This is a genomic window from Massilia sp. Mn16-1_5 (assembly GCF_004798585.1).
In the GTDB taxonomy this organism is placed as follows: Bacteria; Pseudomonadota; Gammaproteobacteria; order Burkholderiales; family Burkholderiaceae_D; genus Telluria.
In genome coordinates this window covers 60725-80177 of the sequence record NZ_PPXQ01000007.1, presented here as the reverse complement: position 1 = coordinate 80177, position 19453 = coordinate 60725, and the positions used below count along the sequence as shown (strand labels likewise).

Below are 19453 nucleotides of genomic sequence, written 5' to 3'. Positions count from 1 at the left end.
AACCATGAACACCTCTTTCTCCCTGGTCCCGGCGGCCCTGCTGGTCCTGCTAGCCTACCCGGCCTGCGCCCAGCAGCTGCCCGACGCCGGCCGCCTGCTGCAGGAAAACGCCGTGCCGCCACTGCAGGCGCCGCGTCCGGCCCCGGGCGTCAGCGTCCAGTCTCCAGCCGCGGCGCCGGCGCCGGGCGGCGTGCAGGTAAGCCTGCGCCAGGTCACGATCGACGGCAACAGCGCGATCGGCACGCCGGCCCTGCTGGCCACGCTCGGCGACGTGGGCGGCAAAACCTTCGATTTCGCCGGGCTCGAGAAGCTGGCCGCGCGCATTACTGCGCACTACCAGGCGGCCGGCTATCCGTTCGCGCGCGCCGTGCTGCCGCAGCAGGACCTGAGCGGCGGCCAGCTGCGCATCCGCGTCATCGAAGGCCGCTACGGCAAGATCGCCGCCGGCGGCAAGCCCGAGCTGGCCCAGGCGGCCCAGCCCTTCCTCGACCACCTGAGCAGCGGCGCGCCGATCGAAAGCGGCCAGCTGGAACGGGTCACGCTGATCCTCGACGACCAGCCCGGCATCAAGACGCGGCCGACGATCCGTCCGGGCCAGGACTTCGGCAGCGGCGACCTGCTGGTCGACGTCCAGCGCGAGCAGGCGCAGACCGGCGAAGTCGCGCTCGACAACCACGGCAACCGCCACACGGGCCGCACCCGCGCCCGCGCCGGCGTCGAGTGGAACAGCCCCTTCACCTTCGGCGACCAGCTCTCGGTGCAAGCCTTGGTCACGAACGAGAAGATGTGGTTCGGCGCGCTCGGCTACAGCCTGCCGATCGGTTCCTCCGGCCTGCGCGGACGCGCCGGCCTGACCCATTCCTACTACACGCTGGCGGGCGACTTCCGCGCGCTCGACGCCACCGGCACCGCCGACATCGCCAGCGCCGGCCTGAGCTACCCGATCGTGCGCTCGCAGCGGCGCAACCTGAGCGTATCGAGCCAGCTCGAACATAAGCGCCTGAACGACCGCCAGGGCGCGCTCGACGCGGAAGTCGACAAGTCGAGCCTGGTGGCCGGCCTGGCCCTGAACTTCGACGCGCGTGACGAATTCATCCGCACCGGCATCACCTTCGGCGCGCTGCGCTGGAGCCTCGGCCGCCTGCACCTGGACGACACGCTGAGCATAGCCGACCAGGCCAGCGCGCGCAGCGCCGGACGCTTCCGCAAGATCAATCTCGACCTGGCGCGCATCCAGGCGCTGAGCGAACACGTCGACCTGTATGGCCGCCTGTCGCGCCAGTGGGCCTCGAAGAACCTGGACTCGTCGGAGAAATTCGGCCTGGGCGGCTCGCACGGCGTGCGCGCCTGGCCGAGCGGCGAAGGCTTTGGCGATGCCGGCAGCATCGTGCAGGTGGAGCTGCGCTACACGATGGAAGAGTTCGCGCCCTTCATCTTCCATGATGCCGGCAAGGTGACCGTGAATCGTTCGCCGTGGACAGCGGATGTGAACCGGCGCAGCCTGTCGGGCAGCGGTGTCGGGCTGCGCTATCACCATGGCCAGTGGTATGCGAATCTGGCTGCCGCCTGGCGTGGCCGCGGCGGCGCGGTGCAGTCGGATGCGCATGCGGGTTCGCCGATGGTGCTGGCGGACGTGCAGTATCGGTTTTAACCGCTTTTAAAACGCGTGGAGTCAGGACTCCACGCGTTTACAACCTCAATGACGACGCGCCATCACGCCTTGGCCAGCGTCGTCTGGCTGAGCTCCCCGGTCAAATACCCCACCGCCGCCCCGAACTTGTCCTTGTAGTTCGCCCGCACCAGCGGATCCAGCGTCGGCTTGACCACATTGTGGATCGAACCCCAATCCCCCGCGTGCTGGAAGTTACTCATGATGTAGGTCCAGCCATTCAGTTCATCGACCGCATGCAGCCCGGTCGACTCGCCGCCCGCCGGAATCGACATCACGCGCGACAGTACCTTGGTGTCGACGTTATACGCCCACAGGAAGTTATTGACGTGCTGACCGCTGTCCTCGCCGATGAACAGGGTGCGCATCTTTTCCGAGAATTTTAAATTGTCCGGATTGCCGATGCGGTCCGGATTCGCCGTGTTGCCCAGCGCGTCGGCCGCGATGTCTTCGCCGGTCAGCAGCGCCTTCAGGTCGATCGGCATCCACTCGCTGTTGATGGCCGCACCGCCAAGGTCCCTCTGGCCGCCGGACAGCTTCAAAGCCATCACGGCGCCCGCATTCAGCGCCTTCGGAATCGAGATGCCATTGCCCGCCACGTTCAGCGCATTCCCCGCCACCATCGCGCTCTGGCAGTTTTGCAGCGCCGAGTAGGCGATCTTGTCCTTCGCGTTGACGGTGGTGCCTTCCATCTTCGTAAAACCCATCGACGCGCCGACCAGGGCCGCGTAGCGGTGGGTCTCGAGGAAGGCCGCGGCTTTCTCCATGCCCGGTTTCAGCTTGATCCACTCAATCGCGCCATTCGCCGCGACCTTGGTGAAGCTGGTGTCTTGCGGATCGGCCGTGCGCACGTCCATGATGTCGATCGCCTTCAGCGACGCGGCCAGGGCGCGGATCTCGGCGCTGGTGGCGGAACCGAGCTTGATCCAGGTGAGCGGTGCGGCGGTGGCAGCCGGTTCGAGCGAGAAGCCGGCGCCGACTTTCGCGACGTACAGGGTGCCGCTCGACAGGTCCTTCTCCTTGTCGGCGACAAACACGAAGTAGCCGCTATTGGTGGCGTCGTCGCCCATCAGCACCGTCCGCTGGTCGGGCATCACCTGCACCAGTTCGTGCGAGATGCGGCCCAGGCAGAAGTGTTTTTTAATCGAGGCCGTACCGTCCGGATTGACCGTCACTTCCGGCAGGTGGCCATAGTTATAGGGATTCGCGGTGGTCTCGCTGCCGTACAGGTTTTTACTAAAAGCCTTGAACTGGGCGTCGCTCGCGGCCGTAAAAGCGTTCGGTTCGTACTCCTCGCTCGACAAATGGGTGCCCCAGGGCGACAGGCTGGCGCCGCAGGTGATCCACAGACCTTCGACACTGGAGGTATCGACGTTGTGGTACTTCACGAGCGTCAGCTTGCCGGTGGCCTGGTCTTGGTCGAGGGTCAGCACGCCGATCGGCGACGGCAGGCGACCATACATGCCGGTCTTGCCGTCCTGGGCGAAGGTCGTGTACTCGAACTGCACCACGGCGAATACCGGCTTGCCCTTCACGCCGGCCACGTTCGCGTTCGGGACGGTGAGCAGCGAGGTGCCGTCCGGCGCGTCCGAGAAGAACTGGCGCTCGCGGCCAGCAACCGTGGTGTCGATAATCGGCTGATTGCGGATGTCGTAGTAGCCGCCGGCGAGGACCGTACCGCCGCTGCCGTTCGGGACCAGGTCCCCGGTGATGAAGAAGGGCTGGTAGGCCAGCTTGAAATCGAGCTTGCTGCTGTCGCTGAAGTTGACCGTCATGGTCGAACCGACCGTGTTGGTCGCCATCGCGGCGGCATTCGCCAGCGTCGGCGCCGCCATCGAGCTGAAAGTGACCGAGCTCAGGGTGACGGCCGGCGCGACGGGCGCGACCGGGGCTACCACGCTTGGTGCGTCGTTGTCGCTGCCACCACCGCAGGCGCTCAGCAGCGAGGCGGCGGCGACGCTCCCCAACGGCAGCATCGGGGCGGCGCCCAGCATGCGTAACAGGCGGCGGCGGGACAGTTCAGGGGTCGTCGGGTTCATGTGCTTCTCTCCAGGGTTGCGTGATTGCGCGCGGCGGTGGCCGCGTCCATGGATGAGCACAATAGTGGAGGCGTATGTCAGGCTGATGACAGCATGCCGCAGCGCCTGATGCGCTAGTGCGGAGCCCAGTCGGGCAATTCGTCGAAGATTTCGTAGCTCGCCGGTCCGCCCGCCGCCGCCCGCATCCGTTCGACCAGGGGCGCGGGAACGAGGTCTTCCGCCTCGCGGCTGTCCCGCCAGGCATCGATGCTGTCCCACCGTGCCACTGCCAGGTAGACATGCGCGTCCAGCTGGCTTTTGAGCAGGACGCTGCCGCGCGCATCCGGACAGGCTTGCTGGATATGGCGCGTCACCTCGCGCCACGCCGCGGCGAATTCCTCCGCACGTTCGGGGTCCACGCGCCAGCGGTAGATTACTCTGATCATTGCATTCTCAAATAAAAAAGGCCCCGGTACCTGAAGGCAGCGGGGCCCTGCTCATCTGCCGGAATCGGTTGCATGCTCAGATCTTGCACCGCCCCGGAATGAACACGCCATGCACATTGTAAACATTTGATTTTTTAGAGCAACGGCTCAGCCGACAAATGTTCATCAGTTCATGGCGATCACTACACAGGCTGCGCGAGGAAGCGTGGCCGCCGAATCAGCCTTGCTTGAATTGGCGGCGTGCCGCAAGCGCGGCAAGGCCGAGGCCCATCAATGCCAGGCTGGCCGGCTCGGGAACCTCGCCCGGTGCGTCTTCCACCGCGTTCAGGTAGAAGGCCAGGGAGGCGCCGGTCGAACTGCCGGAAGCGAAGGCGTTGCCATTGGTGCCGGACGTCACCCACCATGGAGTAGGACCACCGGCGCTGCCCAGGCGCAGCCAGTAGGAGGTGTTGGCGCTGGCCGCAAAGGAAGCCTGCAAATCGAACTCGATGAGTTTGCTGTTCTGATCGCCGCAGCACCAGGCATAGTCGCCCGCCAGTTGCCGGACGTTGCGGCCCTCGCCGGTCGCCAGGATCGTACCCGGCCGACCGCCGTCATTCGACAGGAAAGCGTAGCTGATTTTGCCGTCCCAGCCAGTTACGCCGTTATAGTTATTGAAGTAAAAACCGACACTGCTGATCTCGGCGGCTGTCGTCAGGACGAAATCGTCCGCCGAGGTGGAACCGTTTCCCGTTACCGGGCCGGCGATCCCGTAACCGTTGTTAGTCGAGGCCCCGCCGTTGTCGAAAACCGGGGCAGCCGATGCCTGCGCCGCCGCGAGGACGGTGACGGCGATGGCGGCAAGTTTTTTCAAGTTCAAGTTCATTTCAGGCTCCTGTTTTAGAATTTTTGACTACATTATCTATTAAGCAAGAATCCTGCCAGAAAGCTTTCTTTATTTAAATCAATTACTTGTCGAAACAAGGCGCAATTTTTTCAAGACGACTGTAAAGACGGTCGACAGTAGAAAAGAAAAAGGCTCGTTGGCACTCAGCCACGAGCCTTTCGTGAATGTGTCAATACAAGGACACTCTGCTTCTACAGCTGCCTTGCGCGGAGGGGAGCGCGGGCAGGCTTCACTCGAGTGAAGACAAGCGTCCCCTCACGCCATCATTTCTTTTGTCTGTTAGACGTTGAACAGGAAGTTCAGCACATCGCCATCCTTGACGATGTATTCCTTGCCTTCCGCGCGCATCTTGCCCGCTTCCTTGGCGCCCGCCTCGCCCTTGTAGGCGATGTAGTCGTCGTACGCAATGGTCTGGGCGCGGATGAAGCCGCGTTCGAAGTCGGTGTGGATCACGCCGGCCGCCTGCGGGGCGGTGGCGCCGACTTTGACCGTCCAGGCACGCACTTCCTTCACGCCGGCGGTGAAATAGGTCTGCAGGCCGAGCAGTTTATAGGCGGCGCGGATCAGGCGGTCCAGGCCCGGTTCTTCCATACCCATGTCGGACAGGAAGGCCGCCTTGTCGGCATCGTCCAGGTCGGCGATTTCCGATTCGATGGCGGCGCTGATCGCGACGATCGGCGCGTTCTGCTTTTTCGCGAATTCGGTCAGCTGGTCCAGCAGCGGGTTGTTCGTGAAACCGGTGTCGGAGACGTTGGCCACGTACATGGCCGGCTTGGCGGTGATCAGGTGCAGTTCGCGGATCATCGCCATCTCGTCCGCGTCCAGGCCGAGGGTGCGCACCGGCTGGCCTTCGTTCAGGTGCGGCAGCATGCGTTCGCACAGGGCGACCAGCTTGGCGGCGTCCTTGTCGCCCGAGCGCGCCTTCTTGTTTTCGCGGTGGATCGCCTTTTCGACGGCGCCCAGGTCGGCCAGCGCGAGTTCGGTCTGGATGACTTCGATATCGTCGATCGGGCTGACCTTGCCGGCCACGTGGACCACGTTGTCGTCCTCGAAGCAGCGCACCACGTTGACGATGGCGTCGGTCTCGCGGATGTGCGACAGGAACTGGTTGCCCAGGCCCTCGCCCTTCGACGCGCCGGCCACCAGGCCCGCGATGTCGACGAACTCGACGATCGCCGGCACGATGCGCTCCGGCTTGACGATCTCGGCCAGCGCCTGCATGCGCGGGTCCGGCACCTCGACCACGCCGACGTTCGGCTCGATGGTGCAGAACGGATAGTTCTCAGCCGGGATACCGGCCTTGGTCAGCGCGTTGAACAGGGTGGACTTGCCGACGTTGGGCAGGCCGACGATGCCGCATTGGAGACTCATGGGAATTCTTTCTTTCGATAATAGATGAGCCTCTTAGCGCGGCTCGAAACCCCACATTGTAACCGGGGATGGCCCCGCATGCCGCAAAAACAGGCGCGTCAAGCCGTATCAAGGGCTCAAATGGCACGCAGGCGCGACAGGTCAGGCCGCTCGACAAAGGCAGCCAGCTCGTCGCGCAGTCGCTGCCCTTCGCGCATGGCCTGCGACCAGGCTTGAATACGCGCATCGTGGTCCAGCCCGTAATGCTTGAAGTCGCTGCGGTCCGGCAGCTTTGCACGCGGTAAGGTCTTCAGGAAAGCGGGCGTCGGGGCGACGATCAGGACATTGTCGAGCCAGCCGCGGTTCGGGCCGCGCGCGCAGCGGCGCCAGGGCATGGCCTTGTCCAGCCAGCCCGGCACGATGTGCTCGTTAAAGTGCGGATAGAAGACAATCGTGTCCGGCTCCTCGCGTTCGAGGCGTGCGTAGGGCAGCGCCAGGTGATAGTCGATGATGCCGCCATCCCAGTAATGGCCGGGCGGGGCGCCGTCGATGCCGGTCACCGGTTGCATGATGAGCGGCAAGGTGCCCGAGGCCAGCAGGCTGGAGGCCAGATTGGCGCGGCTGAGCGTGGCGAAGTGGGTCGCGAAGCCGTCGAAGCTTTCCTGCAGCCAGCCCGCGTGGCCGCGACGGTCTGCCAGCACGACACGCTCGAGCAGGCCGCCCAGGCGCGCGCGCGACGCGACATTGGTCAGGGCGGCGGCGGCGAAGCCGCGCATTTCGGCGCGGCGGTGGGTCGGCGCGGCCAGCGCGCCCTTGCCGCGCACGGCCAGCAGGTGCAGCCGATGCTGCGGATGGGCCAGGATATCGTCCTCGTGGCCGCTGACGAATTCGTGCAGCAAGCCCTGCACTACCTCGTTGATTTGCCGCGGACTCGGCTTGGTACTGGTATAGCGCTGGCCGGCGTACAGGCTGCCCAGGCGCTCGAAGGCGCGCACCGGATCGCGCTGGCAGGCGGCCGCCATGCGCCAGGCGCCGATCGAGGAACCGATCAGGGTGCGCTCGCGCGGGCTGGCGGGCAGCCAGTCGCCGAAGACATATTGATCGAGGGCCTGGAAGATCAGGCCCTTGGGGCCGCCTGCGGCGGCGGGAATGACGGCGACGTCGGCGGCGCGCAGGCCGTGCGCGCGGATCCGGGCCAGCGCGCGCGGCCCGGCGTGAAAGGAAAGTGCACTCATGCGTGGAATTATCGCAGGACGGCGCGCAGTCTGCCGCGCCTCCTCGCCATCAGGCATTGGTCGTCAGGAAAACATTTCGCCGAGCACTTTAATGCAGCGCAGAATTCAAGCTGGGCCTTATCAAACTTCGGCGCTGTTTCGCTTGTCTTCCAGCTCGTCCGTTTCTAAGCTCGACTACGGGCTTCGATTCCGACTGGAGGAAGATCATGAAATCGCGCGTTGCGCTGTTGTGCTGCTGGCTGCTGCTGGCGCTTTCCGGACCGGCCGGGGCGGGCTCCCATCCACCGATCGGAGGCGGCGGTCCTTACCAGGTCCAGCCGGGCACGCAGGAGCTGCCGCCCCGCTATGCACCGCCCGCGGGGCCGAACGCGCGCCTGCGCCTGGCTTACTGGAACGAGGTGGCGCTGCGCGCCATTGCGGTCGACCATACGCCGGCCATCGTCGGCGGCGCGGCGCTGGAAGCGGAACAGCTGGGGCCGACGCGTACCAGCCGCGTGATGGCGATCGTCCAGATCGCCGTCTACGATGCGCTCAACGCCATCCTCAAGCGCTACCCCGCCTATTCCGGTCCCCTTGCCGCCTTCGCCGACAGCTCGCAGGATGCCGCCATCGCCCAGGCGGCGCACGACACCCTGGTGGCGCTCTACCCGCGCCAGGCCGGCCGCTTCGATACCTGGCTGAATGCGGACCTGGCACGCCTGCCGGACGGCCGCGCCAAGCTCAACGGCATCGATGTCGGGCGCCGCGCCGCGGCGGCGATCCTGGCGCTGCGCGCCAGCGACGGCACCTATAACAGCGAACCCCTGGTCTACGAAGACTACCCGGTCGGCAACGCGCCCGGCGTGTGGCGTCCCGATCCGGTCAGCCGCAGCCCGATCGCGCTGGGCGCCTACTGGGACAATGTGCAGCCCTTCGTACTGCAGGCGAGCGACCAGTTCCGCGCGCCGCCACCGCCGGCGCTGACCAGCGACGCCTACACGCGCGCCTTCAACGAGGTGAAGCAGCTCGGCGGCGACGGGGTGCGCACGCCGACCATCCGTACGCGTGACCAGACCGTGGCCGGCATCTACTGGTCCTACGACGGCACGGCCTGGATCGGCACGCCGGTGCGGCTGTACAACCAGATCGCGGTGCAGCTGGCGCTGGGGCGCTGCAGCGACGCGCTCGAACTGGCGCGCGTGCTGGCCCTGGTTAACGTAGCGATTGCGGATACGACGATGGCCGTCTGGCAGGCGAAGTACGACTACGATTTCTGGCGTCCGGTAACGGCGATCCGCGAAGCCAGTCCGGGGACCGGCCCCACGGGCCTGGGCGACGGCAATCCCGCGACGCAGGCCGATCCGCGCTGGACCCCGCTGGGCGCGCCGGCCAGCAACCTGGTCGGTCCGGATTTCACGCCGCCCTTCCCGGCCTATGTGTCCGGCCACGCGGGCCTGGGCGGCGCGATGTTCCACATGCTGCGCCGCCTGTACGGCGACCGGCAGTCTTTCACCTTCGTGTCCGACGAATTCAACGGGATTACGCGCGACAACGACGGCCGCGTGCGGCCGCGCCTGCCGCGCAGCTTCTCCTCGCTGTCGCAGGCGGAAGCCGAGAATGCACAGAGCCGGATCTATCTGGGTGTGCACTGGCAATTCGACGTGAGCGGCGGGAAGCAGTTGAGCCACCAGATCGTCGACTACATCGTCCAGCGTGGGCTGCTGCGGCCAAGCACGCCCTGAGCCAGGCGCCGCGCTGATCAGGCGGTGTGCAGCTGCATCGTCGCCGTGTCGAGCTTGCCTTGAACGGTGAGCGGAATGATGCGCAAGGCCTTGTCGATCGACTCCTCGATCAGGCTTTGCTCGTCCTTGCGCGGGCGATGCAGGACGAAATCGGCCACGCCCTGCTGCAGGTTCAGGCTGCGGGGGTGGCCGATGCCGAGGCGCAGGCGCCAGTATTCCTGGGTGCCGAGGGCTGAGGTGATGTCTTTTAAACCGTTGTGGCCGCCGGAAGAGCCGCCCTTCTTGAGCTTGGCCACGCCCGGCATCAGGTCGAGTTCGTCGTGCACGACCAGTACCTCGTCCGGATTGATTTTATAGAAGCGCGCCAGTGCGCCGACCGATTGGCCGGAACGGTTCATGAAGGTCAGCGGCTCGAGCAGCCAGACTTCATTGCCGGCGATGTTCGTTTTCGCCACCAGCGCATTGAAACGGCTCTCGCGCTGCAGGCGGCAGCCAGGCAGGCTGTTGGCGAGGTTGTCGACCAGCCAGAAGCCGGCATTGTGGCGGGTTTGTTCGTATTCGGGGCCAGGATTGCCGAGGCCGACGATGAGGCGGATGGACATTAGCGGTCGGGTCAGGAAAAAAGGGATTATCGCTCAAGTGGCAATGATCACGCGGGAATAAAAAAACCCGCCGGCTATGCGCGCGGCGGGTCTCGTCCACAAGCGGCTTGCGCCGCGTGGAATTACTTCTTCTCTTCTTCGGCTTCGGCCGACACGGCACCGCGCGGGATTGACGAGGTGACGATGGTCAGGTTCTGGCCGTGGGTCACAGCGGTCACGCCGGCTGGCAGTTGCAGGTCGTTCACGTGGATCGACTGGCCGGCTTCCAGCTTGCCCAGGTCGACTTCGATGAACTCAGGCAGTTGGCCTGGCAGGCAGGTCACGTCCAGTTCGTTCAGCACGTGCGAGATGACGGCGCTGTTCAGCTTGACGGCTGGCGAGGTCTCGGCGTTGACGAAGTGCAGGGTGACCTTGGTGTGGATCGGCTGCGAAGCGTCGACGCGCTGGAAGTCAGCGTGCAGGACCAGTTGCTTGTATGCGTGCATCTGGAAGTCGCGCAGCAGGACTTGCTGGGTCTGGCCTTCGATTTCGAGGTCCAGCACGGAACCGTGGAAAGCTTCTTTCTTGAGCGCGTGGAACAGGGCGTTGCCGTCCAGGGCGATCAGTTGCGGGGCAGCGGCGCCGCCGTAGATGATGCCTGGGGTCTGGCCAGCCTTGCGCAGGCGGCGGCTCGCTCCGGTGCCCTGCAGGGTGCGGTTAAATGCAACTACTTTCATGTGAAACTCCATAAGTGTGGGATCGCATGCAGGATGTTCCCGCCCGATTTCCCGGTTGTGCCCGCCCCCGCGACCAGGGGCTGGCTAGGCTGAGCGCTGACGACGCGCTCAAGAAAATCTACAGTACAACGGCGCGCCGGGCATAAAGCCGGGCGCGCCGTGTCTTCAATCAGGTAAAACTTAGTCGACGAACAGCGACATGACCGAGTCGCCCTTGACGATACGCTTGAAGGTTTCGGCCAGCAGCGGAGCACAGGTCAGCTGGCGGATCTTCGGGCAGGCGGCACCGGCGGCCGACAGCGGAATCGTGTCGGTGACGACCAGTTCGTCCAGCGGCGAGTTCGAGATACGCTCGATTGCCGGGCCCGACAGAACCGGGTGGGTGCAATACGCAACGACTTTCTTGGCGCCGCGCTCCTTGAGCACTTCGGCAGCTTTGGTCAGCGTGCCGGCGGTGTCAACCATGTCGTCCATGATGACGCAGTTGCGGCCTTCGACTTCGCCGATGATGTTCATGACTTCCGACACGTTCGCCTTCGGGCGACGCTTGTCGATGATCGCCAGGTCGCAGCCGAGGCGCTTGGCCAGCGCACGGGCACGCACCACGCCGCCGACGTCAGGCGAGACGACCAGCAGGTCGTCGTACTTCTGCTTCTGAAGGTCGCCCAGCAGGATCGGGGAAGCGTAGATGTTATCGACCGGGATGTCGAAGAAGCCCTGGATCTGGTCGGCGTGCAGGTCCATGATCAGGACGCGCTCGACGCCGGCTTCTTCGAGCATGTTGGCAACGACCTTGGCCGAGATCGCGACACGCGCCGAGCGTGGGCGGCGGTCCTGGCGGGCGTAACCGAAATAGGGAATGGCGGCGGTGATGCGGCCGGCCGATGCGCGCTTGAGCGCGTCGACCATCAGCATGATTTCCATCAGGCTGTCGTTGGTCGGTGCGCAGGTCGACTGCAGGACGAAGACATCCTTGCCGCGCACGTTCTCGTTGATTTCGACCATGACTTCGCCGTCCGAGAACTTCGAGACGACTGCCTTGCCGAGAGGAATACCGAGGCTTTTTGCGACCCCTTCTGCTAGTGCCGGATTAGCGTTGCCGGTAAAAACCATCAGGTTTTCGTAAGCCATGGGAGTCCCGAGAGAAGAGCGATGATACTTTGAAAAACAATCAGCCGGATATACCGGCTGATTAGCGTCAGGGCAGCTGGCTGAGCAACTTACCCGATTCATCCGCTGGACACATTCGTATCGACAGCCCGGATAAAATGAATGGCAGGGGAACAAGGATTCGAACCTTGGTATGCCGGAATCAAAATCCGGTGCCTTAACCAGCTTGGCGATTCCCCTACGCAACTTACAGCTTATTGCATCACTTAACGACTACTCGTCAAATCCTGCAACAGGCAAAATTTTATTCTACAACTCATTGTTTTGCAAGAGCGATTTCAGCGGATGTTGCCTCAAGGACCGGGCTTTCCACGCTTTCCAGTGACCGGGAACCTGCCCCACCACCTGATCCGCTTCATCCTCGCCGGGTAGCGCGCAAAACACACAAGCACCCGAACCAGTCATCCTTGCTGCACCGTATTGCCCCAGCCATTCAATCGCCTCTGCTACCGGCAGAAACAAACGGGACGCCACTGCTTGCAAATCATTTTTCCCAAACGCACTTAACAAGTTCGCTTCAGGAAAGTCCGCTATTCTAACGGGCTTCGTATCGCGCGTCAAATCCTCGGCGGTAAAAATTGCAGGGGTCGGTACCGAGACGCCCGGCTCGATCACGACATACCAGCAATCCGGCCCCTCCACAGGCTGCATCGCCTCCCCTACTCCCTCGACGAAGGCCGTGCGGCCATAGATAAAGAAGGGAATGTCGGCGCCCAGCGGCAAGCCGATCGCCATCAGCTCCACGTCGCTGAAACCGCCCTGCCACAGGTAATTTGCCGCCATCAGCGCGGTAGCCGCATCCGAAGAGCCGCCGCCGAGCCCGCCGCCCATCGGCAGGATTTTATTGATCGCGACATCAATCCCGGGCACGGCGCGGCCGTGACGCTCCTGGGAAGCATCCGCCAGACGGCGCAATGCGCGCACGATCAGATCCGATTCTTCCGGCACGCCGGGCACATCGTTCGTACGGACGATGCGGCCATCGTCGCGCAGGTCGAAATGCAGCGTGTCGCCGCGGTCGATCAGTTGAAAGACGCTTTGCAGCAAGTGATAGCCGTCGGCGCGGCGGCCGACGACGTGCAGGAACAGGTTCAGCTTGGCCGGGGCCGGGCAATCGTGCAGCGAACGCGTATTCATGCTGCCGGGTCGAGGATGATCTGGATGGCGAGGTCGCCGCCGTTGGCGCCGGCATTGCGTTCGGCCATGATGTTACGCGGCATTTGCGTGCCGTTCGCGCCGGCCTGCCAGGACACGAAACGCAGGCGCCAGCCATCCTTGGTATAGACGCTGTTGTTGCTTGGGGAAGCAATAAAACGCTTGCCGTCGGCGGAGGTCGCATAGCCCTGCAGCCAGTCGCGCAGGCCGGAGACCGGCAGCGACCAGCCCAGCGCCTGCGCGCTCAGGGTATCGATGTCCTGGGCGGTACGCGGCGGGCGGCCGGCTTCGGTAAAGGTCGCCTGCTGCGGCGTGACGCTGATCGTGGCAACCGTCTGCTTCAGTGGATTGAGGAAGGCCACGTCGATCTGGCCGGGACGCTGCGACCACTCGAAGCCGCCATTGGTCGAACCGGGCTGGCCATCCTTCTGGTAAGTCACCTGCAGGCGGCCGGTCAGCTCGATGGTTTCCTGGTAAGGAGCGACGGCGGCGGCGGGCGTGCTGCCTGTCGATTGCGTGGAAGTGGTGGCGCAGCCGGCGAGCGCGGCGGCAAGGACGAAGAGGGAAAGACGGCGATTAATGGGGCAATTGAGCGGCATTGGTCGGTCAGGAATAAAGAGGAGCGGCGGGCATTTGCCCGCCGTGCAATTCCGCCATTATTTCACAGCGACTGCTTCAGGCGCGCCAGCGTGCTGCGCAGCGTGTCGTTGTGCGGATCTTTCGCACGCGCTTCGCGCCACAGTTTCTGTGCATCGGCCTGCTTGCCCTTCTGCCACAGCACCTCTCCCAGGTGGACGGCGATCTCCGGGTCGCGGCGCAGCCCGTAGGCACGGCGCAGGTGGGCTTCGGCGGCGTCCAGGTTGCCGAGCCGGTATTCGACCCACCCCATGCTGTCCATGATGAAGGGGTCTTCCGGCGCCATGCCGAGCGCCTTTTCGACCAGGGCGCGCGCCTCTTCCAGGCGCACGTTGCGCTCGGCCAGCGAGTAGCCGAGGGCGTTGTAGGCGTGGTGGTTGTCGGGCGCCAGGCGCATCACTTCGCGCAGGCTCTTTTCCATGACCTCGAGATGGCCGGTCTTTTCGGCCAGCAGCGCGAAATCGTACAGCAGGTCGGGATTGTTCGGGAAGCGGCGCGTGGCCGCCTGCATCAGCGTGAAGGCCTGTTCGTTCTGGCCGGCGTCGCGCATCACCTGCGCTTCCATCGCCGCGACCTGGGCTTGCGCCGCAGGATCGCCTGGCTTCAGGCTGGCGAGCAGACGCCGCGCGGCCGGCACGTCGCCGCCCTTGCCGAGCAGCTGGGCACGGCGCAGCTGGGCGCCGAATGCGGCTTTTTCGTCACCCTCGGGCAATTTATCGAGCCAGCCGACGGCGGCCTTGATGTCGCCGCGTTCCTCGGCCAGCTGCGACAGGATCAGCAGGGCCTTGGAGGGATCGCGCTCGTCTTCGGGATTGCGTCCGAGCACGTCGACGAAGCGCGCGAAATAGCGTTCCGCATTGCCGGGATCGTTCAGCTGGGTCGACAGGACGCCGAGGGCGTACAGGGTCGTGACGTTGTCGGGCTGCTGCTTGTCGAGCAGGAGGAATTCGCTGCGCGCGGCTTCGAACTGCTTGTCGTTGACCAGCAGGCGGGCGCGGGCGGCGCGCACTTCACGCGCATTCGGATGGGCCGCGACGAACTTCGCCAGCAGTTCACTCACCTGCGCTTCGTTCTCGCCGGCCTGGGCCAGGGTCAGCACCGCGATCTCGGAATCGGGTTTGAGGGCCAGAGCGGCCCGTGCTTCGCGCCCTGCAGCCGCCTTGTCGCCACGCGCCAGCGCGCCCTGGGCCAGCACCACGTGCCCTTCCAGGGTGCCGCGGTAAGGCCCGACCACACGCTCGAGCATGGCGTTGGCTGCTTCCTTGTCCTTGGCGCGCGCCAGCAGTTGCTGGATCTGGTACAGGACGATGCCGCGCACATTGGCCGGCGCACCTTCCAGGCGCTTGCGGAAAATTTCTTCTGCGTCCGAGATATTGTCGGACAGGATGACCATCCCCAGATAGTACTGCGTCGCTTCGTCCGATTGCGGGTCGAGCTGGCGCCACTGGCGCACGGCGGCCAGGGTGTCCTCGGGCTGGCGTGCGGCCAGCGCCATCTCGGCGGCGCGGCGCGCCAGGCGCGGATCGCGCGTCTGCTGCGCCAGGCTCAGCATGGTCAGATACGGACCCTGCCAGTCGCCGGCACGGAAGGCGAACTCGGCGCGCAGGAGCTGGTTCAGCAAGGTGCTCGTCAGTTCGACCTTCGGCAGGCGTGCTTGTTCCGCATCCGCCTCGGCTTTCGCCTCGAGCTCGGCCTTCAGTTCAGCCTTCTCCTGCACGTCGGCCTGCTGCTCTTGCGAAAGCTGCGCCGATTGCACAACAGGCTGCTGCCGGGGCGCCACGGCGCACGCCGACAGCAAGCCGGAGAGGGTTACAATGACGAAAGCGTTTTTCAAGGCAAGTCCATGTGTGGAGTGATGTTCGATTCTACGCCCAAGCCCCGTCGCGCGTGCGCGGGCGCAACACGAATTTACACGTATTTTGTCAGATTTTCATGCCTGAACTCCCCGAAGTAGAAGTGACCCGGCGCGGTGTCGCGCCCCACCTCGAAGGCCGTGTCGTCGAGCAGGTCGTGTTCCGGCGTGAAGGCTTGCGCTGGCCCTTCCCGGCCCACCTGACGGAAAGCCTGGTCGGCCAGCGCATCACCAGCGTCGGCCGGCGCGGCAAATACTTATTAATCGGCTTCGACAGCGGCATCCTGATCGTGCACCTCGGCATGTCCGGACACCTGCGCGTGCTGCCGCCTGGTGTTGAAATCAAGAAGCATGACCACTTCGACCTGGTCGTGCGTGATGGCGACCAGCTCCACGTACTGCGCCTGCACGACCCGCGCCGCTTCGGCGCCGTGCTCTGGCATGCCCACGACGACGGCGACATCGAGCAGCACATCCTGCTGCGCGGCCTCGGCGTCGAACCGCTGGAAGACAAGTTTTCTGCTGAGTTGCTGCACAAGGAAACAAGAAAGCGCAGCGCGCCGATCAAGCAGGTGTTGCTGGCCGGAGACATCGTGGTCGGGGTCGGGAACATCTACGCCTGCGAGAGTTTATTCCGGGCCGGCATCAGTCCGAAGACGCCCGCATCGCGCATCAGCCGGGCGCGTTACGACAAGCTGGCGGCGGCGATCCGCGACATCCTGGCCGCCGCCATCGTGCAGGGCGGCAGCACCCTGAAAGACTTTATTGCCGTGAATGGTCAATCTGGCTATTTCCAGCAGACATATTTCGTCTATGATCGTGCAGGAGTGCCTTGCAGAAACTGTGGCGCGCCGGTGCGCCAGATTAAACAGGGGCAGCGGTCGACCTTTTACTGCGCTACCTGCCAACGCTAGGCGAAATCCAAAGCAGGTAGAACCTCATGCACGACATCCAGGAATACGGCGCTTGGCGCGTCTCGATCGCAGCGGCGCTGGACGAATACCGCGCGGCACTCTCCAGCTTCGACGTCTCGGACGCGGCCACGACCCAACGCGTGGCCCAGGCTGCGGCGCGCGTGCGCGACGACCGCCTGTCGGTCGCCTTCGTCGCCGAATTCTCGCGCGGTAAATCCGAGCTGATCAACGCGATCTTCTTCGCCGACTACGGCCAGCGCATCCTGCCCTCGGCTGCCGGCCGCACCACCATGTGCCCGACTGAACTGCTGTGGGACGGCGCCTGGGAACCCTGCATCCGCCTGCTGCCGATCGAAACCCGCGCACGCCAACTGTCGACCAGCGATTACCGCGAGGACGCTTCGGCCTGGACCGTGCTGCCGCTCGACCTGGACGCCCCGGACCGGATGACGGAAAGCTTCCGCCAGGTCAGCATGACGCGCCGCGTCTCTCCCGAGGAAGCGCAGCGCTACGGCCTGTACGATCCGGAAAATTCCGAGCTGGCGGACGCCCTCGGAGCGGATGGCCTGGTCGAGATCTCGCAGTGGAGACACGCCATCATCAACCTGCCGCATCCGCTCTTGAAGCAAGGCCTGGTGATCCTCGACACGCCGGGCCTGAACGCGATCGGCACCGAACCGGAACTGACCCTGAACCTGATCCCGAACGCGCATGCGGTGCTGTTCGTGCTGGCCGCCGAAACCGGCGTCACGCGCAGCGACATCGAGGTCTGGCGCACCCATATCGGCGCCGGGCCGGGCCGCATCGTGGTCCTCAACAAGATCGATGCGATGTGGGACCCGCTGCGCAGCGAGGCCCAGAACGAAGCCGAGATCGCGCGCCAGCAGGCGAGCGTGGCGCAGCAGCTGGGCTTGAATGCCGAACAGGTGTATCCGGTCTCGGCGCAAAAAGCCCTGGTCGGACGCATCCAGGGCGACATGGATCTGTTCGAGCGCAGCCGCCTGGGAGACCTGGAAGCGGCCCTGCTGCATGGCCTGATCCCGCAAAAGAAGGCGATCCTCGGCAAGGCCCTGCGCGAGGACCTGGCGGCCCTGTCCGGCGCCCAGGCCAGCGTGCTGGCCGCGCGCGGACGCGGCCTGGTCGAGCAGCTGCAGGAACTGAAAAGCCTGCGCGGCAAGAACCAGAACGTGCTGGCGCACATGATGCGCCGCATCGAGGCCGAGCGGAAGGATTTCGACGCCGGCCTGATGCGCCTGCAGGATGCGCGCACGCGCTTTTCTAAACTCTCGACCGAGCTGTATTCGATCCTCGACCAGGGCGCCGTGGCGCGCCAGGCCGAGACGGTGCGCCTGGCGCTGCAGGCGGCGCGCTTCGCGACCGGCATGCGCGCGCCGGTGCGCAGCTTCTTCGAGAACGTCCGCGCCAGCATGGAGGCGGCCGACGCCCAGGTGGCCGAGATCGGCAGCCTGATGGACGGCATGCTGCGCGGCTTCGCGGCCGAACACGGTTTGACGCTGTCGCCGCCGGTGCCTTTGTCGCTGCGCCGCTACCGCGACGAGATCGACGCCGTCGAGGCGCTGTATGTGAAACAGTTCGGCACCGCGACCCTGCTCATGAGCAGCCGCAGCACCCTGCTCGACCGTTTCTTCGACTCGATCGTCTCGAGCGTGCGGCGCAGCTTCCGTGCCGCGAACGCCGAAGCCGAGTCCTGGCTGAAGGTGATCATGGTCCCGCTCGAGACCCAGATCCGTCAGCACAAGGAGCAGTTGCGGCACCGTTTATCGTCGATTCAGCGCATCCACGACGCGACCGACAGCCTGGAGCAGAAGATCGCCGCTTTTGAGGCCAGCCAGGTCGAACTGGACGGCCAGCGCGCGCGCCTGGCCAGCCTGAACGGCGCCGTCGCCGCCGCGCTGGATGACACACCCTTGAAGGAAGCCGCTTGAAACGCTTGACCGAGTTCGAGGACCTCGCCGATCCCACCTTTTCGCAAGGCGTCATCGACTGGCAGCGCGCACACGGGCGCCACACGCTGCCCTGGCAGAACACGCGCGACGCCTACCGCGTCTGGCTGTCCGAGATCATGCTGCAGCAGACGCAGGTGGCCGCGGTGCTGGGCTATTACGCGCGCTTCCTGGAGCGCTTCCCGACCGTGCAGGCGCTCGCCGCCGGCCCGATCGAGGACGTGATGGCCCACTGGAGCGGCCTCGGTTACTACACCCGCGCGCGCAACCTGCACGCCTGCGCGGTGCGCGTGGTGAACGAGTACGACGGCGTTTTTCCAGCCGACCCGGTCCTGTTGGCGGATTTGCCCGGCATCGGCCGCTCCACCGCCGCCGCCATTACCGCCTTTTCGAACGGCACCCGCGCCGCCATCCTCGATGGCAACGTCAAACGCGTGTTCGCGCGCGTATTCGGCGTCGAGGGCTATCCGGGAGAAAAGCGCGTCGAGGAAGGGCTATGGCGGCGCGCCGATGCGCTGCTGCCTGACGAGGGCATCGAGGCCTACACGCAAGGCCTGATGGACCTGGGCGCGACGCTGTGCACGCGCTCGAAACCCGACTGCGGCCGCTGCCCGCTGCAAGCGCGCTGCGTGGCCTACGCCACCGGCCGCACCGACGAACTGCCGGTACGTAAGCCGAAGAAGACGACGCCGGAAAAGCGCGCCGACATGCTGGTGGTGGTCCACGATAACGAGGTGCTGCTCGAGCAGCGGGCGGGGACCGGGATCTGGGGCGGTTTATTGTCGCTGCCGGAAGTGGACGGACATGTCCACATCGCGACTGCGCACGACGGCGGCATCGCGCTAGCGGCGCACGCGCAGACCTTGGGGAGCGTCGAGGAAGTGCAGGCGCTGCTGCCGCTCGTTCACGTGTTCACGCACTACAAGCTGCATATTTATCCGCACAAGGTGACGCTGGGCGAACGCGCTGCGACGCCGGCCGGACACGTATGGGTCAGGATGGATGATGTTGCGGATGCGGCGCTGCCGGCGCCGGTCAAGAAGCTTTTATTGGAGCTGGCTCGCCCGAGCTTGTTTTAATGGGACGACAACGATAATCAGACGCCGTACCGCGTGGGCA

At 64.9% G+C, this 19453-nt stretch carries 16 protein-coding genes and 1 tRNA gene; 5 read left to right on the top strand and 12 right to left on the bottom strand.

The window, feature by feature from the left end; all coding sequences use genetic code 11:
• The first annotated feature begins 4 nt into the window (after positions 1-4).
• Positions 5-1651: a ShlB/FhaC/HecB family hemolysin secretion/activation protein gene (locus C2862_RS10055; protein ID WP_136219988.1), complete on the top strand. Its 1647-nt coding sequence runs from the start codon at positions 5-7 to the stop codon at positions 1649-1651.
• A gap of 62 nt (positions 1652-1713) precedes the next feature.
• Here the strand turns inward: C2862_RS10055 and C2862_RS10050 are convergent, their stop codons facing one another.
• The 5 genes from C2862_RS10050 to C2862_RS10030 all read right to left on the bottom strand — a co-directional run bounded on the left by C2862_RS10050 (position 1714) and on the right by C2862_RS10030 (position 7604).
• Complete coding sequence (locus tag C2862_RS10050) at positions 1714-3708, bottom strand: PhoX family phosphatase (protein WP_136219987.1); 1995 nt, start codon at positions 3706-3708, stop codon at positions 1714-1716.
• Between the two features lie 113 nt (positions 3709-3821).
• Positions 3822-4133, bottom strand: coding sequence for an antibiotic biosynthesis monooxygenase (locus C2862_RS10045; protein WP_136219986.1), 312 nt, complete (start codon positions 4131-4133; stop codon positions 3822-3824).
• Positions 4134-4350: 217 nt separating this feature from the next.
• On the bottom strand, positions 4351-4986 hold the full coding sequence (locus C2862_RS10040; RefSeq protein WP_229467362.1) for a PEP-CTERM sorting domain-containing protein: 636 nt from the start codon (positions 4984-4986) through the stop codon (positions 4351-4353).
• 312 nt (positions 4987-5298) lie between these two features.
• A complete protein-coding gene (gene ychF / locus C2862_RS10035; protein ID WP_136219984.1) occupies positions 5299-6390 on the bottom strand; it encodes a redox-regulated ATPase YchF in 1092 nt (363 codons plus the stop codon).
• Between the two features lie 116 nt (positions 6391-6506).
• Complete coding sequence (locus C2862_RS10030; RefSeq protein ID WP_136219983.1) at positions 6507-7604, bottom strand: patatin-like phospholipase family protein; 1098 nt, start codon at positions 7602-7604, stop codon at positions 6507-6509.
• A 206-nt stretch (positions 7605-7810) separates the two neighbouring features.
• Between C2862_RS10030 and C2862_RS10025 the strand changes: the two genes are divergently transcribed.
• Positions 7811-9325, top strand: a complete 1515-nt coding sequence (locus C2862_RS10025) for a vanadium-dependent haloperoxidase (protein WP_136219982.1) — start codon at positions 7811-7813, stop codon at positions 9323-9325.
• Between the two features lie 17 nt (positions 9326-9342).
• Here the strand turns inward: C2862_RS10025 and pth are convergent, their stop codons facing one another.
• The 7 genes from pth to C2862_RS09990 form a co-directional block, all read right to left on the bottom strand.
• Complete coding sequence (gene pth / locus C2862_RS10020) at positions 9343-9927, bottom strand: aminoacyl-tRNA hydrolase (protein WP_136219981.1); 585 nt, start codon at positions 9925-9927, stop codon at positions 9343-9345.
• A 122-nt stretch (positions 9928-10049) separates the two neighbouring features.
• Positions 10050-10643, bottom strand: coding sequence for a 50S ribosomal protein L25/general stress protein Ctc (locus tag C2862_RS10015; protein ID WP_136219980.1), 594 nt, complete (start codon positions 10641-10643; stop codon positions 10050-10052).
• Positions 10644-10823: 180 nt separating this feature from the next.
• Complete coding sequence (locus C2862_RS10010; protein ID WP_136219979.1) at positions 10824-11774, bottom strand: ribose-phosphate pyrophosphokinase; 951 nt, start codon at positions 11772-11774, stop codon at positions 10824-10826.
• 142 nt (positions 11775-11916) lie between these two features.
• A tRNA-Gln gene (locus C2862_RS10005) sits at positions 11917-11993 on the bottom strand.
• 69 nt (positions 11994-12062) lie between these two features.
• Positions 12063-12950, bottom strand: coding sequence for a 4-(cytidine 5'-diphospho)-2-C-methyl-D-erythritol kinase (gene ispE, locus C2862_RS10000; RefSeq protein ID WP_136219978.1), 888 nt, complete (start codon positions 12948-12950; stop codon positions 12063-12065).
• Positions 12947-13567, bottom strand: coding sequence for an outer membrane lipoprotein LolB (locus C2862_RS09995; protein ID WP_136219977.1), 621 nt, complete (start codon positions 13565-13567; stop codon positions 12947-12949). The genes ispE and C2862_RS09995 overlap by 4 nt, the downstream gene beginning before the upstream one ends.
• Positions 13568-13629: 62 nt before the next feature.
• The gene (locus tag C2862_RS09990) at positions 13630-15360 is read right to left on the bottom strand and encodes a tetratricopeptide repeat protein (protein ID WP_307723540.1); all 1731 of its coding nucleotides are present in this window, start codon (positions 15358-15360) and stop codon (positions 13630-13632) included.
• A 176-nt stretch (positions 15361-15536) separates the two neighbouring features.
• On the opposite strand from C2862_RS09990, the gene mutM reads away from it, so the two are divergent.
• From mutM to mutY, 3 genes are read left to right on the top strand one after another with little or no spacing between them, the layout of a single operon-like run.
• On the top strand, positions 15537-16370 hold the full coding sequence (gene mutM, locus C2862_RS09985; protein ID WP_136219975.1) for a bifunctional DNA-formamidopyrimidine glycosylase/DNA-(apurinic or apyrimidinic site) lyase: 834 nt from the start codon (positions 15537-15539) through the stop codon (positions 16368-16370).
• Positions 16371-16396: 26 nt separating this feature from the next.
• The gene (locus tag C2862_RS09980; protein WP_136219974.1) at positions 16397-18316 is read left to right on the top strand and encodes a dynamin family protein; all 1920 of its coding nucleotides are present in this window, start codon (positions 16397-16399) and stop codon (positions 18314-18316) included.
• The gene (gene mutY, locus C2862_RS09975) at positions 18313-19413 is read left to right on the top strand and encodes an A/G-specific adenine glycosylase (RefSeq protein WP_136219973.1); all 1101 of its coding nucleotides are present in this window, start codon (positions 18313-18315) and stop codon (positions 19411-19413) included. Before C2862_RS09980 ends, mutY begins: the two co-directional genes overlap by 4 nt.
• Positions 19414-19453: the final 40 nt, after the last annotated feature.

What these genes read in the sequence shown, in the direction of transcription:
- C2862_RS10045 (WP_136219986.1), bottom strand. Translation starts at nt 4,133, where the DNA reads ATGATCAGAGTAATCTACCGCTGGCGCGTGGACCCCGAACGTGCGGAG.
- C2862_RS10055 (WP_136219988.1), top strand. Translation starts at nt 5, where the DNA reads ATGAACACCTCTTTCTCCCTGGTCCCGGCGGCCCTGCTGGTCCTGCTA.
- C2862_RS10030 (WP_136219983.1), bottom strand. Translation starts at nt 7,604, where the DNA reads ATGAGTGCACTTTCCTTTCACGCCGGGCCGCGCGCGCTGGCCCGGATC.
- mutM (WP_136219975.1), top strand. Translation starts at nt 15,537, where the DNA reads ATGCCTGAACTCCCCGAAGTAGAAGTGACCCGGCGCGGTGTCGCGCCC.
- pth (WP_136219981.1), bottom strand. Translation starts at nt 9,927, where the DNA reads ATGTCCATCCGCCTCATCGTCGGCCTCGGCAATCCTGGCCCCGAATAC.
- C2862_RS10010 (WP_136219979.1), bottom strand. Translation starts at nt 11,774, where the DNA reads ATGGCTTACGAAAACCTGATGGTTTTTACCGGCAACGCTAATCCGGCA.
- ispE (WP_136219978.1), bottom strand. Translation starts at nt 12,950, where the DNA reads ATGAATACGCGTTCGCTGCACGATTGCCCGGCCCCGGCCAAGCTGAAC.
- C2862_RS09995 (WP_136219977.1), bottom strand. Translation starts at nt 13,567, where the DNA reads ATGCCGCTCAATTGCCCCATTAATCGCCGTCTTTCCCTCTTCGTCCTT.
- C2862_RS10050 (WP_136219987.1), bottom strand. Translation starts at nt 3,708, where the DNA reads ATGAACCCGACGACCCCTGAACTGTCCCGCCGCCGCCTGTTACGCATG.
- ychF (WP_136219984.1), bottom strand. Translation starts at nt 6,390, where the DNA reads ATGAGTCTCCAATGCGGCATCGTCGGCCTGCCCAACGTCGGCAAGTCC.
- C2862_RS10015 (WP_136219980.1), bottom strand. Translation starts at nt 10,643, where the DNA reads ATGAAAGTAGTTGCATTTAACCGCACCCTGCAGGGCACCGGAGCGAGC.
- C2862_RS09980 (WP_136219974.1), top strand. Translation starts at nt 16,397, where the DNA reads ATGCACGACATCCAGGAATACGGCGCTTGGCGCGTCTCGATCGCAGCG.
- C2862_RS10025 (WP_136219982.1), top strand. Translation starts at nt 7,811, where the DNA reads ATGAAATCGCGCGTTGCGCTGTTGTGCTGCTGGCTGCTGCTGGCGCTT.